This is a genomic window from Massilibacteroides vaginae (assembly GCF_900178525.1).
Lineage (GTDB): Bacteria > Bacteroidota > Bacteroidia > Bacteroidales > Tannerellaceae > Massilibacteroides > Massilibacteroides vaginae.
On record NZ_FXDJ01000006.1, the window covers coordinates 82743 to 104621 of the forward strand.

Annotated in this window: 17 protein-coding genes and 2 CRISPR repeat arrays; of the genes, 8 read left to right on the forward strand and 9 right to left on the reverse strand. The window is 37.9% G+C overall.

Annotated elements, in window-relative coordinates; translation table 11 throughout:
* Positions 1–36: 36 nt before the first annotated feature.
* Both B9Y81_RS00890 and B9Y81_RS00895 read right to left on the reverse strand, forming a co-directional pair.
* Positions 37–642, reverse strand: coding sequence for a response regulator transcription factor (locus B9Y81_RS00890; protein ID WP_085535119.1), 606 nt, complete (start codon positions 640–642; stop codon positions 37–39).
* The gene (locus tag B9Y81_RS00895; RefSeq protein WP_085535120.1) at positions 623–1339 is read right to left on the reverse strand and encodes a hemerythrin domain-containing protein; all 717 of its coding nucleotides are present in this window, start codon (positions 1337–1339) and stop codon (positions 623–625) included. Before B9Y81_RS00895 ends, B9Y81_RS00890 begins: the two co-directional genes overlap by 20 nt.
* A 347-nt stretch (positions 1340–1686) precedes the next feature.
* Between B9Y81_RS00895 and B9Y81_RS00900 the strand changes: the two genes are divergently transcribed.
* Together B9Y81_RS00900 and B9Y81_RS00905 are read left to right on the forward strand one after the other, a co-directional pair.
* Complete coding sequence (locus tag B9Y81_RS00900; protein ID WP_085535121.1) at positions 1687–2715, forward strand: AI-2E family transporter; 1029 nt, start codon at positions 1687–1689, stop codon at positions 2713–2715.
* 79 nt (positions 2716–2794) lie between these two features.
* Complete coding sequence (locus tag B9Y81_RS00905) at positions 2795–3211, forward strand: putative quinol monooxygenase (protein ID WP_085535122.1); 417 nt, start codon at positions 2795–2797, stop codon at positions 3209–3211.
* Positions 3212–3247: 36 nt separating this feature from the next.
* On the opposite strand, the gene B9Y81_RS00910 is transcribed toward B9Y81_RS00905, so the two are convergent.
* The gene (locus tag B9Y81_RS00910; RefSeq protein WP_245832375.1) at positions 3248–3817 is read right to left on the reverse strand and encodes an RNA polymerase sigma factor; all 570 of its coding nucleotides are present in this window, start codon (positions 3815–3817) and stop codon (positions 3248–3250) included.
* Positions 3818–4171: 354 nt separating this feature from the next.
* Between B9Y81_RS00910 and B9Y81_RS00915 the strand changes: the two genes are divergently transcribed.
* From B9Y81_RS00915 to B9Y81_RS00930, 4 genes are all read left to right on the forward strand, one after another.
* Complete coding sequence (locus B9Y81_RS00915; protein WP_085535124.1) at positions 4172–5200, forward strand: FecR family protein; 1029 nt, start codon at positions 4172–4174, stop codon at positions 5198–5200.
* A 151-nt stretch (positions 5201–5351) separates the two neighbouring features.
* On the forward strand, positions 5352–8741 hold the full coding sequence (locus tag B9Y81_RS00920; RefSeq protein ID WP_085535125.1) for a SusC/RagA family TonB-linked outer membrane protein: 3390 nt from the start codon (positions 5352–5354) through the stop codon (positions 8739–8741).
* A gap of 19 nt (positions 8742–8760) precedes the next feature.
* The gene (locus B9Y81_RS00925; protein ID WP_085535489.1) at positions 8761–10470 is read left to right on the forward strand and encodes a RagB/SusD family nutrient uptake outer membrane protein; all 1710 of its coding nucleotides are present in this window, start codon (positions 8761–8763) and stop codon (positions 10468–10470) included.
* Positions 10471–10487: 17 nt separating this feature from the next.
* Positions 10488–11594, forward strand: coding sequence for a glycoside hydrolase family 88/105 protein (locus tag B9Y81_RS00930; RefSeq protein WP_085535126.1), 1107 nt, complete (start codon positions 10488–10490; stop codon positions 11592–11594).
* Between the two features lie 751 nt (positions 11595–12345).
* Here the strand turns inward: B9Y81_RS00930 and B9Y81_RS00935 are convergent.
* A complete protein-coding gene (locus tag B9Y81_RS00935) occupies positions 12346–12741 on the reverse strand; it encodes a hypothetical protein (RefSeq protein ID WP_139822871.1) in 396 nt (131 codons plus the stop codon).
* Here B9Y81_RS00935 and B9Y81_RS00940 point away from each other — a divergent pair.
* The gene (locus tag B9Y81_RS00940; protein ID WP_085535128.1) at positions 12724–13023 is read left to right on the forward strand and encodes a putative quinol monooxygenase; all 300 of its coding nucleotides are present in this window, start codon (positions 12724–12726) and stop codon (positions 13021–13023) included. The genes B9Y81_RS00935 and B9Y81_RS00940 overlap by 18 nt on opposite strands.
* A gap of 308 nt (positions 13024–13331) precedes the next feature.
* On the forward strand, positions 13332–14267 hold the full coding sequence (locus B9Y81_RS00945) for a DUF6985 domain-containing protein (protein ID WP_085535129.1): 936 nt from the start codon (positions 13332–13334) through the stop codon (positions 14265–14267).
* Between the two features lie 267 nt (positions 14268–14534).
* A CRISPR array of direct repeats spans positions 14535–15413; the repeat unit is 46 nt; unit sequence GTTGTGATTTGCTTTCAAAATTGTACCTTAGTTCATTGATTACAGT.
* Positions 15414–15568: 155 nt separating this feature from the next.
* Here the strand turns inward: B9Y81_RS00945 and tnpC are convergent.
* From tnpC to cas1, 5 genes are all read right to left on the reverse strand, one after another.
* Positions 15569–17230, reverse strand: coding sequence for an IS66 family transposase (gene tnpC, locus B9Y81_RS00950; RefSeq protein ID WP_085535130.1), 1662 nt, complete (start codon positions 17228–17230; stop codon positions 15569–15571).
* Between the two features lie 83 nt (positions 17231–17313).
* Positions 17314–17661 (reverse strand): IS66 family insertion sequence element accessory protein TnpB, encoded by a 348-nt coding sequence (gene tnpB, locus B9Y81_RS00955; protein ID WP_085535131.1) that lies wholly within the window; start codon positions 17659–17661, stop codon positions 17314–17316.
* Between the two features lie 3 nt (positions 17662–17664).
* Positions 17665–18015 (reverse strand): IS66 family insertion sequence element accessory protein TnpA, encoded by a 351-nt coding sequence (gene tnpA, locus B9Y81_RS00960; RefSeq protein ID WP_085535132.1) that lies wholly within the window; start codon positions 18013–18015, stop codon positions 17665–17667.
* A 117-nt stretch (positions 18016–18132) separates the two neighbouring features.
* Positions 18133–20224: direct repeats of the CRISPR family, unit length 46 nt; unit sequence GTTGTGATTTGCTTTCAAAATTGTACCTTAGTTCATTGATTACAGT.
* A 109-nt stretch (positions 20225–20333) separates the two neighbouring features.
* Positions 20334–20639, reverse strand: coding sequence for a CRISPR-associated endonuclease Cas2 (cas2, locus tag B9Y81_RS00965; RefSeq protein WP_085535133.1), 306 nt, complete (start codon positions 20637–20639; stop codon positions 20334–20336).
* A gap of 36 nt (positions 20640–20675) precedes the next feature.
* Entirely contained in the window at positions 20676–21611 is a 936-nt protein-coding gene (gene cas1 / locus B9Y81_RS00970) for a type II CRISPR-associated endonuclease Cas1 (protein WP_085535134.1), read from the reverse strand.
* Between the last annotated feature and the right edge of the window lie 268 nt (positions 21612–21879).

A 21879-nucleotide genomic window follows, 5' to 3' on the forward strand; every position in this document is an offset into this window, starting at 1 on the left:
TTTTTCAGAAAAGGAGGAGGTTGCTCTCTCTCACTTTTACTTAATATCGCTCAGTTCCACTAATTTATTTACAATAGCGTAAATTGTCAGACCGCTGGCACTATGGATCTGGAGTTTACGGGCAATGTTTCGCCGATGTGTAATAACTGTATGTGTAGACAGAAAAAGACTTGTAGCAATCTCCCGGTTTGTCATACCTTTTACTACACAAACAACAATTTCTTTTTCTCTGGCACTCAGCATTTGCTGCTCATCAGACTCTTCCATTGAAACAACCTCTTCCGCATTCAATCGCTCCAATTTGTGCCTGATCTCATCTGCACTATCAAAGATTTTGATCTGCTCGTCAAACATGCGTAAACAGGTATGTTCAAATACGGAATAAACAAGTGCTATGCATTTCACTGAAAGGCAGCTACATTCTTCCTTAAAATTCGAGAGATTAACTCCTCCGATCATTGCCGGGTTTATAATAAGCACATCCGGCTTATTCGTCCGCATGGCGTCGGGCAGAGATTCAACTCCACTAACTTCTACTATTTGAATTCGGAATCCCGCTATCCGCTTTAAAAGAAGTTCTAAACCGCTTCGTATAATTACGGAGGGCTCTGCAATGATTATTTTAAGGTTTATGTTTGCCATTGTTATTTAAAACTTTTTTTTCAAGCTCCAAGATCGCCGGGATAAAAAGTGAATCCTCAATCTGATTATGAGACGCCAGGTCTTCTTCTGTTGAGAAGATATCAAACAATACACTATTCAGCATATTATTAGAGGCTCCGGGGTAATATTTTATTAATATATTTTTCAATTCAGCAATCTTCAGTTCTATCTGATCATGCCTTTTCATAAAAATAGAAATATTGTATTTCTGATTTGTCTCTCCGTTCAGTATTGCCCTTACATACGGAAATACGGTTTTTTCTTCATACAGCATGTGTTTATTTACTTCTTCGGCATATTCATCAAAGAAACGCCGTATTACAAAGGTCACATCATCTGTAGAATTACTTATCGCTTCGAGCAGTTTCGCACGTATCTGGGGCAGTCTGAATTTTAAAAAATAATCATGGGAATTATGCAAATAGGTCATAAATGATTCAAGTGAAAGACATTCGCTGACTGTTGGCACAGAACCTAAAGCGGTATCAGACAAAAAGTTGACAACAGTAAGAAATGTACATGTATCTACATTATTCATTCTGCACACCTCTCCTATATTCTTTTCACCAAAGCCAAGCGCTATTCCAAAACGACTCATAACAAGCAACATCGGATAGTTGTCACATATCAAATCGCTCATTTTATCGGTTTCCCGGTAATTACCTTTCTTATACATAATATATCTTACTCCTTTTACGCTTACAGATCAAAGATACTTTATTTCCGTAAACGTACTTCTCTTTTATTATTACTTAATTATTTTATTTCTGTAAAGGATTCTCCGTACAAAGAACCATATACATAGCATGATTGTTGAATCGTTTAATATTTCTTATTGAACGGGCTTCCACAAATGTAGCAGACAAAATCCCGTTATTCAATAGCAAGGAATAGGTATTTTAACCCGGACAGACCCTATATATAAGTAGCATTTATTCAAAAAACCGTTTTTTTGATCATCGTTTGTCTTAAATAATTATTTTTACACAGGTTTTTCAAGACTATTCATTCATTTTTTTATCTATGGCAACATCTAAAGAAAATTATTGGAAGTATTCGTTAATGATCTTAATCGTTTTTATCGGGATTATTGTCTTCAACGAGTTTCGTCCGTTTCTAACCGGTTTGCTCGGAGCATTCACGATGTATGTAGTACTGAGGAGACAGATGTTTTACCTTGTTGAAAAGAAAAATGTCAACAGTACGGTATCAGCTCTTATTCTCATTTCGGAGGTGATACTCTGCATTCTTGTTCCCATGTTTCTGATTGTTTGGATGCTTTTAGGAAAAGCTAAACACGTAGATCTGGACATTGCTCCGCTAATTTCTTTTGTACAACAGTTCATAAATCTTGTACAGGAAAAAACCGGCTATAACCTGTTAAGCACCGACAATCTGGGCACCGTTACAACCTATGCTACCAAACTGGTGCAATTGCTGATTGGCCAGGTCAGCCATATTATTGTAAATTCGGTAGTGCTTATTTTCATTCTCTATTTTATGTTAATCAACGGACGAAAATTAGAGGCTTATATATATGGAATTCTACCGTTCAATGATGCGAACAAGGCTAACGTTATGGTTGAAATCAAGAGGATGGTACTTTCTAACGCGATAGGAATCCCACTGCTTGCCGTAATTCAGGGAATAATCGCATTTATCGGGTATCTGATTTTCGGTGTACCGAGCGCGCTTATTTTCGGGATTATTACCAGTTTTGCCACACTGATACCACTACTTGGTACAGGCTTGGTTTGGTTTCCTTTGTGTATCTATTTCGCGCTGACCGGCAATTGGTTCGGTGCTATCGGGTTATTAATTTACTCATTAATTATCCTGACCAATATAGATAATGTAATTCGCTTCTTACTTCAGAAAAAATTAGCAGATACGCATCCGCTTATTACGGTATTCGGGGTAATTATGGGGTTATCATTATTCGGATTTTGGGGTGTCATATTCGGACCACTGCTTTTATCGATGTTCTTTTTGCTTATCAATATATTTAAAACAGAATATATTGATAAGGATTTCAAAAAAACAAAAGTCTAAAAACTTCAATATTTCAGCAGGAAAATATACTTTTGGGAAGAATATTAAATCTAAAGTTTAACAAAAAAACAGTTTAAAAATGAAACAAGCATTCCTCTCAACATTAATCTTCGCAGGCATAAGTCTGTTTTCTTCATGCAACCAACAGCCGGCACAAACACCGGATCCCACGCCACAGGTTATTGTAGAAAAAACAGTTGAGCTTCCCGGCGAAGCACTAAGAATCGTTGCAGTAGTAACACTAAAAAGCGAAGCCCATATTGCAGACTTTGAGAAAGCCGCTGCAGCAGTAGTAGCCGGTTCCCGCGCGGAAGAAGGATGTGTTTATTACGAATTAGGAAAATCAAACACCCCGCTGACCTACGCATTTATCGAAGTATGGAAATCTCAAGACGCCATCAACACACACAACGAAACGGCCCACTTTAAAACATTCGTGGAAGCCATCAATGGAAAAGCAGACTTGAGCGTCTGTGTAACAAATAAATTACACTAAAAAAACCTTCAGAAGGTGTACTCATCTACACCTTCTTTACATACCTTTATCTCTCATCCGTTTCATTGCTCTCCCAACAAGTTTTCTCACAGCCGGAGCAGTCATTTCCATCAATTCCCCTATTTCCTCATATCCCATTTCCTGGATAAAGCGCAAATAAACAGCCTCTCTTTGTCTATCTGTCAGAACTCCTAATAACGTTTCCATTTCCGATTCAAAAGCAAGTTTTTCTTCTATAGCTACTAACTCATCCAAGATTGAAGGTTCGATTAAAAACGGCAGGTCTGTGATTTCTTCTTTCACCTCTCTTTTGATTGATCTATGAATATCAAATAAATGATTTTTCAACATACGAAACAGGTAATATTTCAATTCTACAATATCTTTCAATTGTTTTTTCTTGATGTAAAATTTAACAAAAACATCTTGTATGGCGTCTTTAAGTGTTTCACGGTCAAATCCAAATCCCACACCGTAAGCAAAGAGCTCATCAATATATTTGTTATAAATAATTGAAAAAGCATCACTATCACCTTTTAGAAAAGAGGTCAATAGTACTTGATCTTCCTCAACTATTACGTTTCTTTTGTCAAAGTCTCTATTCACGGTGCTCATCAATATTTTTTCGTATCACATACAAAGATAACATCTATCAGAATAAAACAAACAACTACAAGAGACCCTCAAAACGGTTTAAACAACATATTTAGAAAAACTACGGCTCATTTTATACTTATTTTCTTGCCTATATCTTTTATAAACATTCTTCATTATCATTTTTTCATATGCTTATTGATAAAAAATCACAGAATTGGAAAAGGTTTTTTATTAAGAATAAACTAACAACAACCTGATTGGAATTTTAGCTCTTTAATAATTATCTGTAATAAATTATTTTTTCAAAATATGGGAACAAAAATAAATCTTAATCGTCTGTCTTATGAATATTTATAGTGAAGTATGCAAAATCATTGGTTATATAAAAAGAATATAGAGAAACTATCTACTGAAGAGAAACAGGAGATATTTATACAAGTACAAAAAAAGATAGACAAGAAACAGAGGCAAAAACGTATCCGGATGTATCTATCTGCTTTTACTGCGGCTTGTGTCATCCTCACAGTTTTTTTACTGAACCCATTTACAAATCGCACTATTCCTTCAGAGGAGGAAACGCTATCACATGTTATAAATCATGCAATCAACGAAAAAGACATCCAACTGATCTTAGCTGATAATAAAACAATTACGTTTCAAAAGGATGCGGATATTAAATATAGCGAAAAAGGAGAAATAACGGTTAGTACCGAAGATGAACAAATAAAAACATCAGAAACAGCCACGAAAGATGCATCTTATAATACTCTGATTGTTCCTAAAGGGAAGCGTTCAAGCCTTACACTTGCCGATGGAACAAAAGTCTGGATCAATTCAGGAACTACGCTACAGTTTCCGACACAGTTCAATTCAGAAAGAAGAGATATCCGGGTTGAAGGAGAAATTTTCATCGATGTAGTCAAGGATAAGACCCGCCCCTTCTATGTAAGCACGAGTAGGATGATTATAGATGTGGTAGGAACAAGATTTAATGTATCCGCCTATAATGAAGACGCTGAACATGCTGTGGTATTGGTGGAAGGATGTGTAAATATTAGTGTTGATTCTGAAAAAGCCAGTTTGCTGCCTAATCAGATACTCTCAGCATCAATGGGTGAAATCTCTGTCAAGGAGGTTGATGTGAACAATTACGTCAGTTGGAAAGATGGCTATCTACAGTTCACCAGCGAACCACTAACCAATATTTTAAAACGTCTTTCGCGCTATTATGATATCCCTATACATTATGAAGAAAACAGCGCTATGCTAAAATGCAATGGCAAGTTATTTTTGTTCGACAATATAAAGGAGGTTTTAGAAACAATCAGTAATACAATCCCAATCAGTTACAAAATTGAAGAAACAGGAATCTCAATACATAGAAACCCATAATAAATAATATACTGTTAACATCTTAAATCGAAAAAGCCTATGAAACACGGACCCTAAAAAAACAAATATGCCGGATAATATTGGACTATTATCCGGCATGAGATTTCAAAGTAAATATTGCACTTTTAACTTATAAAATCAATACAAATATATGAAAATAAATCATCATAGAGATAGATCGTGGGGTGACAACGATCTACGAAAAACTTTGCGCGCATTGAAAATTACAATAATCCTCCTATTTATGGGAATAAGCAATGCCTTTTCTTTTACTTATTCTCAAAACACACTTCTTTCACTCGATATCAATAGGCAATCCATAAAAGAGGTTTTTGATGTAATTGAAAGTAACTCCGAATACATTTTCTTTTTTTCAGATAATATCCGGAAGGATTTAGATAAGAAGGTTAATATAAAAGTAGAAGAACAAACATTAGACGTCATTCTAAATAGCCTTTTCACAAACACAAGTCTGGATTATAAGATCAACAATCGTCAGGTATCTGTTGCCAAAGCTAAAGCAATGGCAATAGCGCCTATACATGTTCCACAGCAAGAATCAAATATGCTAACCGGTACGGTTATGGATGAAAACAACGAGCTGTTAATTGGTGTAAATATCCTAATAAAAGGGACTTCAACAGGAACCATTACTGATATTGACGGTAAATTTGCATTGAAAACGAATCAACTAAGCCCGACACTCATTATTTCTTACATAGGTTATCAAACACAAGAAGTAACAGTAAAAGACAAACAACATCTGAATATCATATTACAAGCTGATCAATTAGGATTGGAAGAGATTGTAGTTGTGGGCTATGGGACAGTAAAAAAGAAAGACTTGACAGGCTCTGTTTCATCTATCGGGGCAGAAAAAATTGCAGCAACACCAGCAACAAGTGCTGTACAAGCAATTCAGGGTCGGGTGCCAGGTGTTTACATAGCTAATTCCACCACAAAACCGGGCGAAAATGCTTCTGTAGTAATCAGAGGAAAGCGTTCAATAAGCGGTAGTAGTGATCCTTTATATATTGTAGATGGTATTCCTATCGTTGGCGGATTAAACGAAATCAACCCAGCTGATATCGAGTCTATGGATATTCTTAAAGACGCATCAGCAACTGCGATCTACGGCGCCAGAGGCTCCAACGGAGTTATTATGATTACAACCAAAAGAGGTCGCGAAGGCAAAACGCAAGTTGATTATAACGGATACGTGGGTTTTCAAAGCGTTCTTAATGAGCTGGAGTATATGGATGGTACCTCTTATGCAGAAACAGTACGCGAATCTTATCGTTCAACCGGAAAATATAATTCAGCAACACCAAGTTGGGAAGAAGACAAGAAAATAGGTTCATTTTCAAATGATCCTTATACATTAGAGTCTCTTCGAATGGCCTATGACGAGAGTGGCAGTTATGACCCATCAAAGGTTCGTTCAGGTAGTAAGTGGTGGGAAGCCGCCAAACGTACAGGAATGACAACTGATCATCAGATAAGCGTAAGAGGAGGAAATGATAAAACCAATTTCACTTTTAGCGGAGGATATTATAATTATAAAGGTCTTGTCAAAGATGAAGCATTCTCACGTTATTCTACACGTATGAATCTTGAGCATCAGATCAATAAACATATCAAACTGGGAGCAAATAACCAGTTTTCTCATTCTTTGCAAGAAAGAGGAAGTACTTTGTTCAATTCCTGGCGTGTTATGCCTATGGGACGATTTTATGACGATGACGGTCAATTATTGGAAAAAGTATCAGGAACTGATGACCAATGGCGAAACCCTTTACTCAGACTAGCTGACGGTGCTGTTGAAAATCCCTTAAAAGTTAACAGATTTATTGGCAGCTATTTTGCCGAAATTTCTCTTCCTATTGACGGACTACGCTTTCGTACCAACTTAGGGTTGGACTCACGAGCCGTACAGGATTACAACTTCCAATCAGCAGAAGCAAGAGGTAGTTCAATGAATTCTGCAAAGAATGCAACAGACAACCGCTTTATGTTTACTTGGGAAAATTTATTGTTCTATGATAAAGTTATTAAAGATCATACATTCGGAATCACCTTACTACAGTCAATCCAGGAATATCTGAGAGAATATAATAATATTCCTGTGGAAGGAGTACCTGCTGACGAACTACTTTATTACAATGTAGGATCAGCCTCGACACCAGGAAGCACAGAGAGTGGAAAAAGTCAATGGAAGCTGGCTTCTTTTATGGCTCGCTTAAATTACGGGTATAAAGGACGTTACCTGATGACTGTTTCTGCTCGTTATGATGGTTCGTCTCGTTTGGCTGAAGGGCATCAATGGGTTGCCTTCCCTGCCATAGCTTTAGGGTGGCGTATTAATGAAGAATCATTTTTGAGAGACTTCTCAGCACTCAGTAATTTAAAACTCCGTTTGGGATATGGAACTGTTGCCAGCTCTGAGGTTGATCCTTACGAAACAAAGGGAACACTAAAACAATTACCTTATAATTATGGTGATGAAAAGCTATTCGGATATGGTCCGGATAAAATGCCAAACAACACGCTAACATGGGAAACTACCGGACAATGGAATGCAGGGCTAGATTTCGGATTCTTTGGGAACAGATTAAACGGAGCTATTGATGTGTATCTACAGAATACAAATCAATTACTCCTTAACAGACAATTACCGATTGTTTCCGGTTTTAACCAAATTCGTTCCAATGTCGGGAAAACCCGTAACAAAGGAATAGAGTTCACACTAAGTTCTCTTAATATCAGCAAAAAGAATTTTAGCTGGTCCACAGATTTCATAGCCTACATAAATAAAGAAGAAATAGTAGAACTGTACAACGGAAAAGAAGATGATCCCGGAAATGCCTGGTTTATCGGCGAAGCTATTAACGTTTTCTATGATTACAAAAAAACAGGAATATGGCAAGATACTCCGGAAGATCATGCGGAAATGGAAAAATTCAACGCCAACGGAAGTAATTTTTATCCGGGAACAATACGTTTGTGGGATAATGGCGACTATAAGATCAATTCTGACGATCGTGTAATTCAAGGTCAGTCCAGGCCAAAAGCAATACTCAGTTTAAACAATTCTTTCCGTTATAAAGACTTTGATTTCAGCGTGTTTTTTGTTGGTAATTTTGGAGCTATGCTTAAGAACAACATTAGCTATCTGAATCAAGCGCATAGAAATGGAAACGTAAAAGTTGATTACTGGACTCCGTCAAATCCAACCAACGCTTTTCCTCGTCCTATCGAAGGAGTTGACTACCTTCCATATTACGAAACATTACATTATGAAAAAACAGATTTCATTAGACTAAGAGATGTAACCCTAGGTTATACCATACCTGGCAAGCTTGCTAAAAAGCTGACATTTTCAAAGTGCCGCATATACGTTCAAGCTCAAAACCCGTGGATGTGGACAAGCTTTAGTGGTGTTGATCCGGAAGGTCAGAATAAGGATATAGATGGTACCTATGCAGGATATACCCGCCCAACTCCTTCAACATGGTTAGTCGGTCTTAATTTAAGCTTTTAATCAATAAAACATGATGACAATGAAAGATACAACAATAAAAAAGATTGCAGTCGTATGCTTGGCTATATGCTTCGGACTTACAAGTTGCGACGATTATTTGAAAGAAAAAGATCTACCTCGCCTGACTCCTGATTACTATGGGACAGTGGCTGGTGTAGAATCAGCAGCAACCGCAACATATAGCTACCTGCGCTGGGGAGCAGGTGAAGAACGTTATAATGTTATAACAGAATACGGAACAGACTTATTTACTCAAGGTGAAGATCCTGGCAAATATGCTGATGGATTCAACAAATATGGTAGCCAGCTAAATCCGGATGCTGCCGTTTTATATGAGTTCTGGGAAAACCATTATAAGGCGATCAGCACATCGAATTTAGTAATTCAACAAGTCGAAGCGTCTACATCAATGACTGAAGTTCAGAAACAATCAGCGATAGCTGAAATGTCATTCCTTCGTGGCTTTTTATATTTTGAACTCGTACAGCAGTTCGGAAGTATCCCGTTGGTATTAGATGTCTATTTTGAAGTCAGGACGGATTTCCCCCGTTTCTCTGTTTCTGATATTTATACGCAGATTATTAAAGACCTGGAGTATGCAGTAGCATATCTACCGGAAAAACCAGCTAAAACAGGCAAAGCCGCCCGATATGCAGCAGCCCATCTACTAGCTAAAGTCTTTTTGACACGAGGGAGCGCAATTAATGATCAGCGCGGGCAGCAACCGACAGATATGGATAATGCATTAAAATATGCAAGAATGGTTATTGAAAGCGGGCAATATAGTTTATTAAGCAATTTCACCGATTTATGGGATATTAATAATCAGGGGAATAAAGAGGTTATTTTTTCAATTCAGTTTACAACCGATCCTGTCTATCGTGATAAGGGTAATTCTTTCCATCTATACTGGGGCTCATGGTATGAAGACCAGCCTGGAATGAAAAGAGATCTTGAAAATGGTCGTCCTTACAGAAGGCACCTTCAAACGAATAAAACAATGTTGGAATTATTTGATCGAAAAAATGATTCCCGCTTTTATAAAAGTTTCAAATGGGCTTACTATGCAAATAGAGAAGGAGCTGGTTTAGAAATAGGAGATACCGCTATTTACTATAGTATTAATCCATCAACAGAAGCTTATCGCTATAAATATTTTGCTTGGGATAAAAAAATTGTAGCAAAAAATAACCGCAACTACCCTCCTTTATTGAAGTATTTTGACCCTCTGCGTATTTCCATTAACGATATGCCTGGAGGTAGAGAATGGGTAAAGATGCGCCTTGGAGAAACCTATCTTATCGCAGCTGAAGCCGCAGGAAGAAAAGGAGACTACACTACTGCTGCTACTTATATCAACATTGTTCGCAAACGGGCTGCCTGGCAGGATAATGAACAAAAAATCCCACAATATTGGCGTGAAGAAGGTGGAGAGGCCGGAAATACAAACAATACATTTTCAAAAATAGAAGTAAGCACATCCAATATACAAGCGAATTTCATTGACTTTATGCTAGATGAGAGAGGTCGTGAACTTTTAGGAGAAACCTGCCGTTGGAATGATCTGGTACGTTGTGAGAAACTAGAAGAATATATTAAGAAGTGGAATCCCGATGCCTCTGTGACATATAAGACACATCATAAACTTCGACCGATTCCTCAAAAACACATCGATAGACTTAATCCAAGAGGGACTGATGCCGAGGAACAAAATCCGGGATATTATTAATTAAAGATTTAAACTATATGAAGAAGATTTTCATTTTAGCATTACTAATTTTCATCGCATTAAACAGCTGTGCTCAAAAAGAAAGTACAGATCTCACCAATTTCCCGGAAGGTTATACTCCTGTGGAAATAGGGACTAAATTAGGAGCGCATTTTGTAACAAGCGAACACATGCTCCACAAAAACACATGGATTCATTATGCCCAAGTATGCTCATGGTACGGAGCATTAAAGTTTGCCACCGTCAGTAACAATAAAGAGTTGAGTGAGCAATTACAAGATAAGTTTGAACCCTTTTTCTCTACCGAACAAGGCTATCTTCCCCCAATGAATCACGTGGATTTAAATATGTTCGGCAGCCTTCCTCTTGAACTATATCAAATAAATGGAGACAAACGTTGTCTTGATCTGGGTTTAAAATATGCAGACACACAATGGCAAGCGCCTGACAGTTGCAGTATTGAAGAAAAAGACTGGGAAAACAAAGGATTTTCATGGCAAACCCGTTTATGGATCGATGATATGTTTATGATTACCATTATACAATCCCAAGCATACAAAGTCACAGGTAACAGAAAGTATATCGATCGTGCAGCTCGTGAAATGGTCATGTATCTAGATGAATTACAGATGCAAAACGGATTATTTTATCATGCGCCGGATGTCCCCTTTTACTGGGCACGCGGAAACGGTTGGATGGCAGCAGGTATGACAGAACTGCTCCGTTATTTACCGGAAGACAACCCGGATCGTGAACGTATTCTTAAGGGATATTTACTAATGATGAAAAGCCTAAAAGAATATCAAATGCCTACTGGGATGTGGAATCAGTTAATTGATGAGCCGACTTTTTGGCCTGAAACATCAGGTACAGCAATGTTTGCTTATGCTATGATCACAGGAGTAAAATTGGGCTGGCTCAATAAGGAAGAATATTCTAAGGTGGCACGCGACGCATGGATGGGACTAATTCCTTATATAGATGAGAATGGAGATGTTACAGAAGTTTGTGTTGGGACAAACAAGAAAAATGATCGTCAGTATTATTACGACCGCCCCAGAAAGGCAGGAGACTATCATGGACAAGCTCCTATTCTCTGGTGCTGCTTCGCATTAATAGAATAAGACTACATCGTAAAAATCAAAAAGGGAAAAAACTGCTTTACCAAATAATAAAGTAAAGCAGTTCTTCCATTTTTAAGTCATTAGTGTCCACTGAAAAACACAATTATTCTTTGAATTCTTTGAAAATTAGATAGTCATTATGGGGAAATCGAGTCAACGGACTTGAGTTCATTTCTTTGAATTATTTAAATAGTCACCGCATATATTTCAAGACACCTGACTTTGAAGGTTAATTTTCTTAAATACATGATTTTCAGCGATATTCATTTTCGCTTAGACACTACATTTATTTCTTCCTCTCTAATTTAAAGGGCACAGTGTGTCGCTTCATCTGCATGGTTTCATAGATTAAATTGGCTTCAGTACTGGGTTTGGAGGGTATCACATAGTGATCATCGGTAGTCGTATGACAAACTATGCTTTCTTGTACACGGAAAAGTTCCTGTCGTATCCTGTCGGTCGAATAACCTTCCTGTTTTTCTTTTAGAATACGATATTGAAGGAAGCGAATCAAAGAAAAGGCGGCAAAACATATAGCTAAATGAGCTTTTATTCTATCAGATGACCAGTGAAAGACAGGGCATACACGTAAATCATGTTTGCAGCCGGAACGATTCTTCCACTTGCCAGAGACCGTGATTTTGACTCAATACCTCATCTGCAGACAAGTGTCACCTTCATACATATTTCCTGGGAAAACGTCCTAACCGACCGAAAACCCCTATTCGGTTACCATCAAGGCCAATAACACTTATCCCTGATTGAATTTATGATCTTTACTGTAACCGAAGCTTTGGAATTCATCCTCCGTAAAACTTTCAAAATACGGGGCAGTACAATCATAAAACATGATCTTGACTTCTTTAGTCAGAAGTGACCGGGAATGATTCCAGCTTAACTGTTGAAGTTGTTTTATACGAGCATCTGTCAAAACATCCATCATTCGATAGACTTTTTCCAATGGTATTTTTATTCCATAGTCTCTTTCCTGCATTTCCACAGAGGTGCGTTTACTGCAAGGCTGCGATAATCTGGCCATCACAATATCTTTCATCACGGAACGACTTGCCGGACAACAATTGAAAATACGACCAAAATCGATCTCGTCAAATAAACAGACATAGATATCATGGATTCCACTTACCACACGATGTTCTACCCTTATTTTGCGCATATTAACCGGCAAAGGACTATCTTCCGAAAGGGAACGCTTGTTGCAGCAGTAGTAGCCGGTTCCCGCGCGGAAGAAGGATGTGTTTATTACGAATTAGGAAAATCAAACACCCCGCTGACCTACGCATTTATCGAAGTATGGAAATCTCAAGACGCCATCAACACACACAACGAAACGGCCCACTTTAAAACATTCGTGGAAGCCATCAATGGAAAAGCAGACTTGAGCGTCTGTGTAACAAACAGATTTCACTAAAAAAACCTTCAGAAGGTGTACTCACCTACACCTTCTTTACATACCCCTATCTCTCATCCGTTTCATTGCTCTCCCGGCATTTCTCCGATAATCCATATTTTCCATTAGAGTGATCATCCAATGATTTTGACCAGTTTGAACCTTACTCGCTACCTTCGGAAAAGCAATATTGACTATTTTTTCTATCCACACAGCAAAGGTTTCTGATAGAATAAACTTATTTTTGCGACCATAAAGTTGAAGAGTTCATCTTGTACTTCAAAAACAACAAGCAACTCATCGTACAATCATCCAATAAATTACGACAAATGTACACATCATTAACCGGCTGGGAGATCGAAAGATCAGAATCTAACATACTGGCAAACAAAAAGAAAGAAGTAGAACAGCTCCTACAAAATTATCCTCTTTGTGCGTGGGATGAAGCAGAGGAATCCTTCTGGATTATCCGCAAGTATCATCCCGTGCTGCAACGAGAACCTGACACCGAAACGGAGTTTAGATATGGTTTGCTTTATCATTTTCCTTCGGGCCATTGTTGCTACTTTTTGCCTCACTACACGTATACCCAGTTGAGCATAAAGCCAAGAGATGGGTATAGCCAGATTACGATAACCAGTGATGAGGTTGGAGACATAGTAACTAATAAAAATGAACTGGGACGCAAACTTCTCTACGGTATAAAAACAGAAGAAGAGCGTGATACAGTCTTCAAAAGCCTTTGCGATGAAATCAAGGTTAAACAGAAGGTGGTGAGCAAAGAAACAGAAATTACCTCAGCAGTTTTAGGAGTTATACCTAAAGGAGAGTTTGACGATTGGTGGACGTTGAAAGCGGTTGAAATTCCTTATTGGAATAAGCAGAATGTTCCGATCACTTTTGCCAATTACACCCCTGCTTTGGATGCTAATTTCATGGCAGAGGCTGATAGCTTGTTACAAATCTTTTTGGCAAAAACCAATCAAGACAGAATCGATGAACTTACCCATTTGCTCCACCAAGACTGTATAAACTTTATATCAGATGTTTGGGACGAAGAGAATGAGATGCATCATACACTTGCTCATTTAGCTGTTGAAAGTGAAATTTGGAACTACATATATTTAAAAGATCTGTACGTGGAACGAATTGGGAATACAGATGAAATGCAACTTATTTTACACTGTGATTGCGAATGGGATGATGAACATGGAGTTGATCTGGCATACAACAAAGAAGGAAAACTTATTGACTTAGAAGCATAAAATTAAGACATAAACTAATATCGAGCTTGACGTTGATCGAGTAAATAATCCGGAGCATCCGGATTATCAAACGGTAAAGTTTCAATCAATAGTATGTAATTCCCGTATTGAATGATATACGTGCGCAGTCATACCCCTAACGATGACACAGACTACTCGTAAGAAAAGCCAGAATTACACCCAAACAACTATATAAAAGAATCAAATGTAAACAAAACGGAGCACACCGAATGTTAACGAAACAGTGGTAACCTAAACAGTGGATGCGTTGTGATTTGCTTTCAAAATTGTACCTTAGTTCATTGATTACAGTGGGTAGTTTAGGGAAGCCGTGACTTACCAGTTGTGATTTGCTTTCAAAATTGTACCTTAGTTCATTGATTACAGTCAACTGCGGTTCGGAAATTTACATATAGGTGTTGTGATTTGCTTTCAAAATTGTACCTTAGTTCATTGATTACAGTCAACTGCGGTTCGGAAATTTACATATAGGTGTTGTGATTTGCTTTCAAAATTGTACCTTAGTTCATTGATTACAGTCAACTTCCGCTTTTTTAATAGCGTCAGAAGTTGTGATTTGCTTTCAAAATTGTACCTTAGTTCATTGATTACAGTAATTGACGTATCGCAAGGTACGGGGGCGTGGTTGTGATTTGCTTTCAAAATTGTACCTTAGTTCATTGATTACAGTAAGCGGTATTCAGGGAGTGGTTGGAGTATCGTTGTGATTTGCTTTCAAAATTGTACCTTAGTTCATTGATTACAGTAGGAACACAGCAGTTATATTTTAACAGTAGTTGTGATTTGCTTTCAAAATTGTACCTTAGTTCATTGATTACAGTGCGTATACCCTCCTTGGAAAAGGCGCTCACGGTTGTGATTTGCTTTCAAAATTGTACCTTAGTTCATTGATTACAGTTTCGGAACAGTATCTGAACCTATAAATTCAGTTGTGATTTGCTTTCAAAATTGTACCTTAGTTCATTGATTACAGTTCGAAGTTATGATTATATCCTTGCGGCTAAGTTGTGATTTGCTTTCAAAATTGTACCTTAGTTCATTGATTACAGTGCACTCCAATCAAGTACGATGAGGCAACTGTTGTGATTTGCTTTCAAAATTGTACCTTAGTTCATTGATTACAGTGACTACCGTATGAAGGACCAAGCCGTGAAGGTTGTGATTTGCTTTCAAAATTGTACCTTAGTTCGTAAGCATTCGGTGTCCCCCGTATTGATAGCAAACGATTTTCAGTTATAGAGAAGTAACTTTCAAAAACTACGAAAACATTCGGAGTCGTTTCAGATTTTCTTGGATTTTTCTTTGGAGTTTTTTTGCATCCACTTGTGTGGTAACAGTTCTGCCAAATCTTTCGTATAATCGGTATCGTAGTCATGGATGTGACTCAATACATAGAGCATCCAGTCCCGGAAGTTAGCATCAACCGCTTTACAACAGCCCAGTAGAGAGTACAGCACTGCGGCATCTTCCGCCGCATCGTGATTTCCACAAAAGAGATAGTTCTTTCGCCCCAAAGCCAGGGGACGGATGCTGTTTTCGGCCAGATTATTATCCATGCGATATCGGCCGTCCAGATGATAACGGGTCAGACGGTGATAAATCCCGTAAGTGTATTTGATCGCTTTCCCAATCCGACCTTTGGGCAAGACTTTAGGGTATTCATTTACCAACCATTTCTCAAAGACCACCAAGATAGGATACGCAAGACGTTCGCGCATTTGGGCCCGCTCTTCATACGTGAGATTCCGGTAATCAGCTTCCCGTTCCACCTCATAGAGCAGACCTATCTGCTCCAAGGCATATTCTGCTCTGGTTTTATCTTCTTTCAAAGCCTCTTCAAACTTCCGTCTGGCATGCGCCCAACAACCAAGAGGAAGAACACCCTGCTTGTCTTCGTAGACCTTGTATACTTCATAGCCGTCCGTTTGCAAAGCTCCCCGGAAGTCTTTGAGTAATGGCAATACCACTTTCTGTGCCCTGGAACCCTGATCGTAATGAAAGAATACGAGTGAGTCCATGACAGAACGCACCATCCAGATGTATCCCTTGATGGTTTTATGCTTCTCTTCCTGTACGATGGGAAGCGTGGTTTCATCTACCTGTATATAATCGGTAGCAAGGACTAATTCTTTGAGCCGATAGTACAGGGGGCGGAGTAAATCCGCGGTGTCTCGGAACCAACCGTTGACCGTGGGAGGAGGAAGATTGACCCCCATCTGTTTGAGCATCTGTATCTGCCGGTAAAAAGGAAGATGATTCACATATTTACCGATCAACAGTTCCGCTAAAAGAGAAGCTCCGGCATAACTGCGTGAGAGAGGTTGGTAAGCAACTGGAAGCGGAGCCGTTACGATTGGACTTGCCACTTCCTGTTGTTTATCTTTGAGCGCATATTTGTGGCGGATAATCCGACGAACATAACACTTGCCCGGTTCATACTCCAACACTTCGGTCACCTCCGGGTCCAATTCGCTCCAAACGGTATTATCGTCCAGATTATCAACTGCAGGGTAAACATGTTCTTCTTTGCGGGGTAGATCTTCCGGCAAGGGTTTGCGGACGGGTTTTTCTTTTACCCGCTCACGCGTGCGTCGTTCTTTGGAAGCGGCAAGCTCTTGGGCTGCTTTCTCTACCAGTTCCTTTTCTTCGGGCAGAACATCCATCCCCTCAAAGTCAATGCGACGTTGGCGGGGATCTTCCTTAATAAAGCGTTCACTGGTCTTACCCCACAAACGGCGGTTCAGGTAAGCTACCTGGCTTTCCAGAGAAAGTATCTTTTCCTTCTGAAGGGAGATGGTTTGTTCATAAGAGCTCTGCAGGGCATCTACATCCGTACGGTCTTTCAGTTTGCTTTTCAGGCGTTGTATCTCCTGATACTGACGGTCGCATTTATCCAAAAGCACCAGCAAAAGTTCATCCGTATTTTCGTTGTTTTCCTGCATCTATCCCCGCTTTATTACAAGAGTAAAGATACGGAGCTTCAACGATTCAGACAAGAAAAAAGTGGGTTAACACCCTTTATTTATCAGCCTTTCCAGCGTTTTTGGTGTTTGCAGGTTTGCGCATCAATGCCTTGTATCATAAGCATCAGATTTTTCCAGGAACTCCGGTGAGAACGGCTCTCTTGATCAAAAGCAGGAAGCTTGAAAGTGCCCTCTTCAAGCCGCAAATGATAGATAACCAATCCGCCGGTTTCCATGTGTAATACTTTCATTGAGGTGCAAGGTCGGTTGATAAAGATAAAGGCATCACCGCTCCGGATATTGCAGCCCATCTGATCGGTCACTATCCCGCTCAAGGTATAAAAGCTTTTACGCATATCGGTCGGGAAAGGATACAACCAATAGCGGATGGATTCATTCAGATTAAACATGGCTTAACGAAATAAGAGGATAAGCTGTTCCAACTGTCGGATATCCGTATCTAAAGGTAAACGGAGTTTTATTCCATTAGGATAGACCACCTCGCAAACAGACTCGGTTTTTGATTGATGATATGAAACATCCGAATAATCAGAAGAACTCTTTGCCGGAGAACCTGAAGAATTCAACATCAACGGAACGAAACCGGAAGGGGAAGGCAATTCTCTGCCATAGGACTTCAGCTTCTTCTGCCAATAGAAAAAACGGGATAAAGAAATGCACTCGTTATGACAAAAGTCTTTGACACGGAGACCGCTGGACTTATAATGCGAATAGACAACTTCAAATTCTTTGAGATTCCACATAATCTTTTTTGGGCAAAGATAGAACCAAGTAAAGCTAAGAAAAAGACGGAGGACGCCGAATGCTTACCTTAGTTCATTGATTACAGTCCGCACACGTAATATAATCCGTAACAACGTGTTGTGATTTGCTTTCAAAATTGTACCTTAATTCATTGATTACAGTCGAATAGGCTTACCATACCGTTCTCTTAAAGTTGTGATTTGCTTTCAAAATTGTACCTTAGTTCATTGATTACAGTGCTTATTATAATGATTGTATAACCAAGTTGTTGTGATTTGCTTTCAAAATTGTACCTTAGTTCATTGATTACAGTTGTCCTTAAATTCCAAAGGCACATCCATTTGTTGTGATTTGCTTTCAAAATTGTACCTTAGTTCATTGATTACAGTAGGTTCAAAGCCGAACATTTCAGCTACAAGTTGTGATTTGCTTTCAAAATTGTACCTTAGTTCATTGATTACAGTCCGATCTGTCATTCTCATTGTACCTGATAGGTTGTGATTTGCTTTCAAAATTGTACCTTAGTTCATTGATTACAGTAGGTTCAAAGCCGAACATTTCAGCTACAAGTTGTGATTTGCTTTCAAAATTGTACCTTAGTTCATTGATTACAGTTTCCACGATTTACTAACAGATATGGATTCCGTTGTGATTTGCTTTCAAAATTGTACCTTAGTTCATTGATTACAGTCCGATCTGTCATTCTCATTGTACCTGATAGGTTGTGATTTGCTTTCAAAATTGTACCTTAGTTCATTGATTACAGTTGGGCTTTTACATAAACCACGAAGAAACAGGTTGTGATTTGCTTTCAAAATTGTACCTTAGTTCATTGATTACAGTTCTTTTAGCGAATCGTAAGGCGTACGGCGGGTTGTGATTTGCTTTCAAAATTGTACCTTAGTTCATTGATTACAGTCTATTGACATTGTTGGCAAGAAAGATAATAGTTGTGATTTGCTTTCAAAATTGTACCTTAGTTCATTGATTACAGTCCGATCTGTCATTCTCATTGTACCTGATAGGTTGTGATTTGCTTTCAAAATTGTACCTTAGTTCATTGATTACAGTTGGGCTTTTACATAAACCACGAAGAAACAGGTTGTGATTTGCTTTCAAAATTGTACCTTAGTTCATTGATTACAGTTCTTTTAGCGAATCGTAAGGCGTACGGCGGGTTGTGATTTGCTTTCAAAATTGTACCTTAGTTCATTGATTACAGTGCCTAAGCTATTGGTATGTCCGCAAGGAAGTTGTGATTTGCTTTCAAAATTGTACCTTAGTTCATTGATTACAGTGGAAATCGGCAATGAAGCACGTCAACAAGAGTTGTGATTTGCTTTCAAAATTGTACCTTAGTTCATTGATTACAGTAAACCAGCCATTTCCTTTTTCCGTGATATGTTGTGATTTGCTTTCAAAATTGTACCTTAGTTCATTGATTACAGTAACTTATGCTGTCCGCTATTAACGGGGATAGTTGTGATTTGCTTTCAAAATTGTACCTTAGTTCATTGATTACAGTCCTCCGCATTTTTTTTCAAGGTTCAGGGAGGTTGTGATTTGCTTTCAAAATTGTACCTTAGTTCATTGATTACAGTTATGAGGGGTACAACTATCATTCCGTTGCTGTTGTGATTTGCTTTCAAAATTGTACCTTAGTTCATTGATTACAGTACGGACGTTCCTGATTATTGGTGGGATGGCGTTGTGATTTGCTTTCAAAATTGTACCTTAGTTCATTGATTACAGTCGATACCGCCTGATTCTCTTAAGTCTGCCAGTTGTGATTTGCTTTCAAAATTGTACCTTAGTTCATTGATTACAGTAAGGATAATGTCGTGATGCCGGTTGTGTATGTTGTGATTTGCTTTCAAAATTGTACCTTAGTTCATTGATTACAGTCGCTATCAATTAACATATTGGATGGATAGAGTTGTGATTTGCTTTCAAAATTGTACCTTAGTTCATTGATTACAGTTTGAGTACTTTTTATCAACAGAATACTTCAGTTGTGATTTGCTTTCAAAATTGTACCTTAGTTCATTGATTACAGTATGTGATAGAAGATGATGGATACGTTTATAGTTGTGATTTGCTTTCAAAATTGTACCTTAGTTCATTGATTACAGTTTGACGTTGTAGAAGGTAAAGGGCTTTCAGTTGTGATTTGCTTTCAAAATTGTACCTTAGTTCATTGATTACAGTATACCACACAGTAATAACGTATATATCAACGTATTACAAAGGTTGTTTGCATTTGATTTTTTATTATTTAGAAACCTTAAATCTTGAGACGTGTTAAGATTTGGGGTTTCTAAAATAATTCAAGTTGCTGGGCTCCGGTATCTTTAAATTCAGGACTTTTTCCATAAAATAGCTCCATCATACCAAACTGCTTGTCGGTTATACATAAAATTCCAACATGCCCCTTTTCTGGTAAAAATTTCTTTACACGCTTTATATGTACATTAGCATTTTCTACGCTCATGCAATGGCGTATATAAGTAGAAAACTGAAACATAGTAAAACCGTCTTTCTGTAGTTTATTTCTAAATACCGAATAAGCTTTTCTATCCTTTTTAGTTTCAGTAGGTAGATCAAATAATACTATAACCCACATAATACGATATTGATTAAACCGACTCTGTCTCATACTTTATAACAATTCAGGGTACTTTATCCGGCGTAATTTACCTTCAAAACATAAGTTTAGTGAGGCGGCTGTTTGTCCTGCTGCAACCATTAATGGACTACGTCGTTTTTCTATCATCACATCTATTGTTGGAATTGCAAGAAGTTTTGCTTTTACTGAAGTTGTTAATTCTGAATAATTTTCGCCACTCTTTACTATTGAAAATACAAGGTCATCAACAAACGGGCGATACGGCTCCATTATATCATCGGCCAAACAATAAGCGTTATAGCGATTATGGTGATGAATTCCTAATGTAGGCAACAAACCACTACCTACCAACGAACGTGCAATAACTGCTCTCAAAACCGCATACCCATAATTTAATAAATTATTGGGGGGATCACAATCTCTTCCTCTTGTAAAGTTATCAATCATAGGAAAGGCTTCCTTCCAATAATATGCAGCAGAACGTGCTTCATGATTATCAGCATCTCCACTCTTCACCTCCCCTGCCCAATACAACATATTACGAATATTACACGTTCTATGTTTTTTCAAGACTCTGGCTTGATTTGTTATTTTAGCCTTGATTGTTTGTTGCCATAGGTTTTTTTTCAATGGATCAGAGGCATTTATTTGTGATGCAAATCTCTCACTTTGTAAAGTATTCTTTGAAAGAGGTAACATCATACCAACAGGCATTCTGGTACTATCACAAGTTAATAGGGCAACATTATTTGCCAACAACTTTTCTATTAATCCATGAGTTAACGTTATTTGTTTATGATCAAGCATAACAACACCTAAATCTTCAATAGGAAAAGATGCCTCACTAACCTTTTTGAAATGATCTGGCAACGAATCATTTTTTTCAATTTCCGGCAACTTAATAATAAGTTGTTCATTACGGAGACTCAAATAGGCCGGATTACCAAAATACAATGTTTTCTTTATCATAATTTAACACCAAAACAAAATAAAATGACTCTAAACTCAATAAATGTTCAAAATAAATTTATCTTTGCAGATGAATGCTTATCAATTTTTTAATTATTATTTGGAGGGTATTTATTTATACATGATAGCTTTTTCATAAAAAAGCTATCACCTCCAAAATTAGATTTTAACAAAATAAATTCAATACAATAAATATTGAGTTTAGTTGTGATTTGCTTTTTTTATTTTGAGAGGAGGAATACTTAATTCCTCCTCTTTTTTTTAAATA

Excerpts from the sequence above, each read along its gene's own strand:
- B9Y81_RS00890 (WP_085535119.1), bottom strand. The coding sequence starts at position 642 with ATGGCAAACATAAACCTTAAAATAATCATTGCAGAGCCCTCCGTAATT.
- B9Y81_RS00895 (WP_085535120.1), bottom strand. The coding sequence starts at position 1,339 with ATGTATAAGAAAGGTAATTACCGGGAAACCGATAAAATGAGCGATTTG.
- B9Y81_RS00900 (WP_085535121.1), top strand. The coding sequence starts at position 1,687 with ATGGCAACATCTAAAGAAAATTATTGGAAGTATTCGTTAATGATCTTA.
- B9Y81_RS00905 (WP_085535122.1), top strand. The coding sequence starts at position 2,795 with ATGAAACAAGCATTCCTCTCAACATTAATCTTCGCAGGCATAAGTCTG.
- B9Y81_RS00915 (WP_085535124.1), top strand. The coding sequence starts at position 4,172 with ATGCAAAATCATTGGTTATATAAAAAGAATATAGAGAAACTATCTACT.
- B9Y81_RS00920 (WP_085535125.1), top strand. The coding sequence starts at position 5,352 with ATGAAAATAAATCATCATAGAGATAGATCGTGGGGTGACAACGATCTA.
- B9Y81_RS00925 (WP_085535489.1), top strand. The coding sequence starts at position 8,761 with ATGAAAGATACAACAATAAAAAAGATTGCAGTCGTATGCTTGGCTATA.
- B9Y81_RS00930 (WP_085535126.1), top strand. The coding sequence starts at position 10,488 with ATGAAGAAGATTTTCATTTTAGCATTACTAATTTTCATCGCATTAAAC.
- B9Y81_RS00940 (WP_085535128.1), top strand. The coding sequence starts at position 12,724 with ATGGATTCCACTTACCACACGATGTTCTACCCTTATTTTGCGCATATT.
- B9Y81_RS00945 (WP_085535129.1), top strand. The coding sequence starts at position 13,332 with ATGTACACATCATTAACCGGCTGGGAGATCGAAAGATCAGAATCTAAC.
- tnpC (WP_085535130.1), bottom strand. The coding sequence starts at position 17,230 with ATGCAGGAAAACAACGAAAATACGGATGAACTTTTGCTGGTGCTTTTG.
- tnpB (WP_085535131.1), bottom strand. The coding sequence starts at position 17,661 with ATGTTTAATCTGAATGAATCCATCCGCTATTGGTTGTATCCTTTCCCG.
- tnpA (WP_085535132.1), bottom strand. The coding sequence starts at position 18,015 with ATGTGGAATCTCAAAGAATTTGAAGTTGTCTATTCGCATTATAAGTCC.
- cas2 (WP_085535133.1), bottom strand. The coding sequence starts at position 20,639 with ATGTGGGTTATAGTATTATTTGATCTACCTACTGAAACTAAAAAGGAT.
- cas1 (WP_085535134.1), bottom strand. The coding sequence starts at position 21,611 with ATGATAAAGAAAACATTGTATTTTGGTAATCCGGCCTATTTGAGTCTC.